Below are 4,071 nucleotides of genomic sequence, written 5' to 3' on the forward strand. Positions count from 1 at the left end.
TGATTGCCATCAGCGGATAAACGTCCGCGCCATATTCCAGCCGGCCATACTCTTGCACGTTGAAGCGCGAACCCAGCCGCTCGACCACGCTCAACACGTCGGACTCGTAACTGCGTTGACGGGTCTGCCGTGACAGCCATTCAGCACGTTCCGCGTCGCCCCAGGGAGTGCCGGGCGTACCGATTGGATAGGCCGCTGAAGCGGAAGTCATATCGTGGAAATACCCTCGATCTCGGTCACCGTTTTGGCATCCGCCCGCTCAATAATTTTCACGAGGGTGGATTGAATCGTTTCATCTTCCCGGGCGTCACCGCCACTTACAAACGTTTGCTTCTGAGGATCGGCGCCCTCTTCCTCAGTAAATGAAACAACGACTTCGGTGGCTGAATCCGGCGTTTTACCAAAGTACTCCAGCGAAACCAACGGATAGCCATGAAAGCCCTTCTTAACCTGCTTTGCAATGCGCTTTTTTGCTTTATCCAAATGCATATTAGGGGCCTGTCGCGGGGCGTGTTGCATGGGTGACTAATCGAACGCTCCCAGATACCAACCTGAAAAGAAAAACAGAAACATAAGAACCCCATAAACAGTGAGAGGTACGATCACCCAAAGCTTCAATGAGAGCGGCAAGGGTTCGTTCTCGTCACCCAGTCTGGATTCGATACGGGGGCCTATTCGCGGGAGGTTCCGAAATACAAAGAATACATAAACATTTGACACACGCATCCATCGTCCGATCGGGCCATTGCCCCAGACTATACGCATATTATCCAAATACTTACCCGGCGTTGCGATCCGTCTCTCGACTTCCTTGGTTTTTCGGAAAAAAAACGTGACCATAAGAAACATCAGAATGATGCCAACTCCCAATGAGGCAACTGTTGTAACTTCCGCTATTACCGTCAACTGATCCTCACTCATGAATCGCCTCTCTCAAGATTTCGCCGGCACCCTCACCGAGTACTCCGCCTCCAAGGCCTCCTCCTGCTGCGCCGAGGCCACCAGCGATAACCGCGCAGGCCACCCCCCCAATGCCTGCGGTGGTGATCGCGAAGACTGTGCAGGTCGCCGATGCGGCTATTGCACCAACGGCGCCCCCAGCAAGCGAACCCGTGAACTTACCTCCCTCACTGTAAGCAACGACCTGACACTCTTTATCGCTTCCAGAGGTGCATGCTTCATGGATTTTTAGCGCAGACATGGACGCATCCAGCGTTATGCCCAGATACCCCACGTTTCGAGCATATTTTGCCCCCGTCGCCAGCCGCTCATAGTGCGTAGCATAGCCGGGTATACCGCCAACCCCGGCAGCCTTCCAATGATGCACAATACTCTTGGACGACAGTCCCAGCGCCCGCTTCAGCTTCGCATCATCATCCAGTGACATCCCTTGGCGTGCGACACTTCCCAGAGAAAAATCCAGCTCTTTAAAAAGCGCCCGCCGCTTCTCGAAGAATTCGGGATGATTGAGATGCCCATGCTTGCGGTAACTGTCCTGATGAAGCCGCTCAATGTTCTTTAGCGTCTTCTCAATGCTGCCAATCTGTTTCGACACCATCACTGCGCCAGCACCCAGACCTGCCGAGCCGGTGGAAGTAACGGCTTCCAACAGAGCATGGTACTTGACGATAAACTGCGCTTCGTCCTGATCCAGCGAACGCACCTGGGCATTTACCTGTGCCGCCACCTCCATCAGGTCCGCTTCTTCCCGGGTGCACACCATGCCCTCTGGGTCGCCCAGCACGATCATCTCACCGGGCAGCACCTGATCACCCAGGCCCGGATTCAAACGGTCAAAGTGATCCGGTTTGGCAGAAGCATCACCGTAGAGGGCAGCCAACAACGCAGTTCTGCTCATAGGGCTTTGAACCACATGAAAGCCCGGTTCTATGTTGGCTTCTTTTTCCTGATCCCCTGGGCTCTGGGCGGCAGTACCAGACGCGACCGGTCCGCCGGCCGCTGCGCTACCCGCTCCCCGAGCGAGCCCTTTAGAGCCTGAGGATTCCGGGACTCCGCTGTCAGCATTACGAGCATATGATGCTTCCGCCGGTGAAGCAGGCTTTGATGGCGCCGGAGAAATACCGGAAAACCGGGCTGGCGTATACGTGTCACCAATAACCACGCTGCCACTGCCAATGGTGACGCCACCACAAGAAATCGCACCGCCTGTCACCGCAGCAGGAATCCCGTTGATCAGAACGGTTGCTGAACCGGCGGCTATAGCTCGGGGGTGGGGTGGATGTTTTGGTTTGGAGTGTGGCGCAAGCGGATCGCCAACGCGGGCGACCGGTTTGCCATCGATCAGTACATCGGGGGAGCCGGCGATCACCGGGGTTGGCGGGAACCCGGAGTGATCAGTACCCAGGTCACCTACTAAAACAATCTTCTTGCTCATTCCCTTGCTCCTTCTGTCCTTGAGGGAGGTCTATCCATATTTCCGCAAGATCGCCTTCACTGGTTCTTGCAGCTGCAATACCTAGTGGAGTCTCCAAAATAACGAGGAAGGAATCAAGCCGCGCGGCCTGTTTTGTCGATATTCCCACGGATCAAAAACCGGGACAGGCGGCGATAAGTAAGTAGCCAAACAATAAATCTGCCCCGTTTTTTCTTCTTAATCTGTGCCGATTTTCTTCCCCTTCGCCAGCAACGACAGTTGCACGTCGTGCCAGCGGGACAAAAACACTACCCCACAGATAGCACCTATCAATGCCATGAACATATCAGACTGTGTATCCCAGACGTATCCCTGGGCTCCGAGGAAAGCGTCCGCGGCGTCGTCCGACAGCAACGCCACCCACCATTCGATCATCTCGTAGAAAGCACTGAAGGCCAGTGCAATGGAAACAACAAACAACACCAGCCAACCACCACGCACCACGTTGCGACGCACAAGAATTTCCCGCGCGATTAACGCTGGTACCAGGCCCTGGAAAAAATGCCCCAGTTTGTCGTAGTTGTTTCGCTCACTACCAAACAGGCCGTCAAACAGTGGCACCTCGGCGTAGGTGTAGTGCCCGCCCACAAACAGAATCACACAGTGGGCCAGGATCAGCGTATACAGCAATGGGGTGAGTGGGAATCGCCTATAAGTGACCAACAGGAGCAGACCGCCGACGATTCCGGGGGATACCTCAAGGAACCATGTCAATTGATCCTTTGGGTCAATGCCCGACCAGATCAGCACACTTCCAAAAATGAACGCCCAACAAAGAATCCATGGATTCATCAAATGGCAAGCCTCCAATACAGTAGACGTCTGATAGCGTTACACTGATTCCAACGGAAAACTACTTACATTATTCTTTGATCGCACAGTCGAAAGGAATGTGTAGCGAAATTCAAGACAGGAAACTAAAACGATCCCGGCTTTCCTACTGCCAGCGCATAGTCGATCGCCGCACACACCGCGGCAACCTGCGCGGCATTGCATTGCCCGGGGGTCACCCGGTCGCTGTCCGGGTAGACCTCGGTGGTGGTCCTGTAGCGGGCGTTGGTCATGCTGGTGCAAAGGCCAAGCTGCGCCAGCGGATACTGAATAACGCCCCGGGTGGCCGCCGGTGAGCCGAAGATCTCGCCGTTGGCATCCGCCGGCGCGATGTGGGTGATCTTTTCCACCGCCTTGATCAACGCCTGCTGGAATTCCGGGTGCGGGCTCTCGGTGTCATCCACCAGGTAGAAGCCGTCGGGAATGCTCCCCGGCTCAAACGGTTTGCCATCACGGGCCGCAAGCGCCGGGCGGAACTCGGTTTCGTCGGTATCGGTGGTCTCGTGCAGGTCGATGTGCAGCAGTATTGGCTCCTCTGTCGAAGCGACCAGTTGCATGAGCGCCGCTGACTCCCCGGCCTGGCCGTCATCACGAAACGAGCGGTTTGGATCAATCGCGTTCGCGTTCCAGCGATGGATGCGTTCGTAAGCCCAGGGGCTGACGCAAGGCGCGACCAACAGGTTTACTCGACCGGCATAATTCGCGGCCTGCTGCTCAACGAACTGCAGTGCACCGTGAACACCGCTCGTTTCATAGCCATGCACTCCGCCGGTAATCAGCACCACCGGTCGATCGGCACGCCAGTC

Annotated in this window: 5 protein-coding genes and 1 pseudogene; all 6 read right to left on the reverse strand. The window is 55.8% G+C overall.

Features of this window, described 5'->3' with window-relative positions; all coding sequences use genetic code 11:
• Positions 1-211 (reverse strand): annotated as a pseudogene (locus MARLIPOL_RS19020) (peptidase); the annotation flags it as partial.
• Positions 208-489, reverse strand: coding sequence for a hypothetical protein (locus tag MARLIPOL_RS03195; protein ID WP_012136637.1), 282 nt, complete (start codon positions 487-489; stop codon positions 208-210). The gene MARLIPOL_RS03195 and the pseudogene MARLIPOL_RS19020, both read right to left, overlap by 4 nt.
• A 36-nt stretch (positions 490-525) precedes the next feature.
• Positions 526-921, reverse strand: a complete 396-nt coding sequence (locus MARLIPOL_RS03200) for a hypothetical protein (protein WP_012136638.1) — start codon at positions 919-921, stop codon at positions 526-528.
• Positions 914-2,395 carry a type VI secretion system PAAR protein gene (locus MARLIPOL_RS18215; RefSeq protein ID WP_012136639.1) on the reverse strand — a complete coding sequence of 494 codons (1,482 nt, stop codon included), beginning with the start codon at positions 2,393-2,395 and terminating at the stop codon, positions 914-916. Before MARLIPOL_RS18215 ends, MARLIPOL_RS03200 begins: the two co-directional genes overlap by 8 nt.
• A gap of 216 nt (positions 2,396-2,611) precedes the next feature.
• A complete protein-coding gene (locus tag MARLIPOL_RS03210; protein WP_012136640.1) occupies positions 2,612-3,226 on the reverse strand; it encodes a DUF2238 domain-containing protein in 615 nt (204 codons plus the stop codon).
• A gap of 125 nt (positions 3,227-3,351) precedes the next feature.
• Positions 3,352-4,071: M14 family metallopeptidase (locus tag MARLIPOL_RS03215; protein WP_036190641.1), on the reverse strand; the 720-nt coding region annotated here is incomplete at its 5' end.

The sequence above is a fragment of the Marinobacter lipolyticus SM19 genome (assembly GCF_000397065.2).
GTDB lineage: Bacteria > Pseudomonadota > Gammaproteobacteria > Pseudomonadales > Oleiphilaceae > Marinobacter > Marinobacter lipolyticus.

What these genes read in the sequence shown, in the direction of transcription:
- MARLIPOL_RS03195 (WP_012136637.1), bottom strand. Translation starts at nt 489, where the DNA reads ATGCATTTGGATAAAGCAAAAAAGCGCATTGCAAAGCAGGTTAAGAAG.
- MARLIPOL_RS18215 (WP_012136639.1), bottom strand. Translation starts at nt 2,395, where the DNA reads ATGAGCAAGAAGATTGTTTTAGTAGGTGACCTGGGTACTGATCACTCC.
- MARLIPOL_RS03200 (WP_012136638.1), bottom strand. Translation starts at nt 921, where the DNA reads ATGAGTGAGGATCAGTTGACGGTAATAGCGGAAGTTACAACAGTTGCC.
- MARLIPOL_RS03210 (WP_012136640.1), bottom strand. Translation starts at nt 3,226, where the DNA reads ATGAATCCATGGATTCTTTGTTGGGCGTTCATTTTTGGAAGTGTGCTG.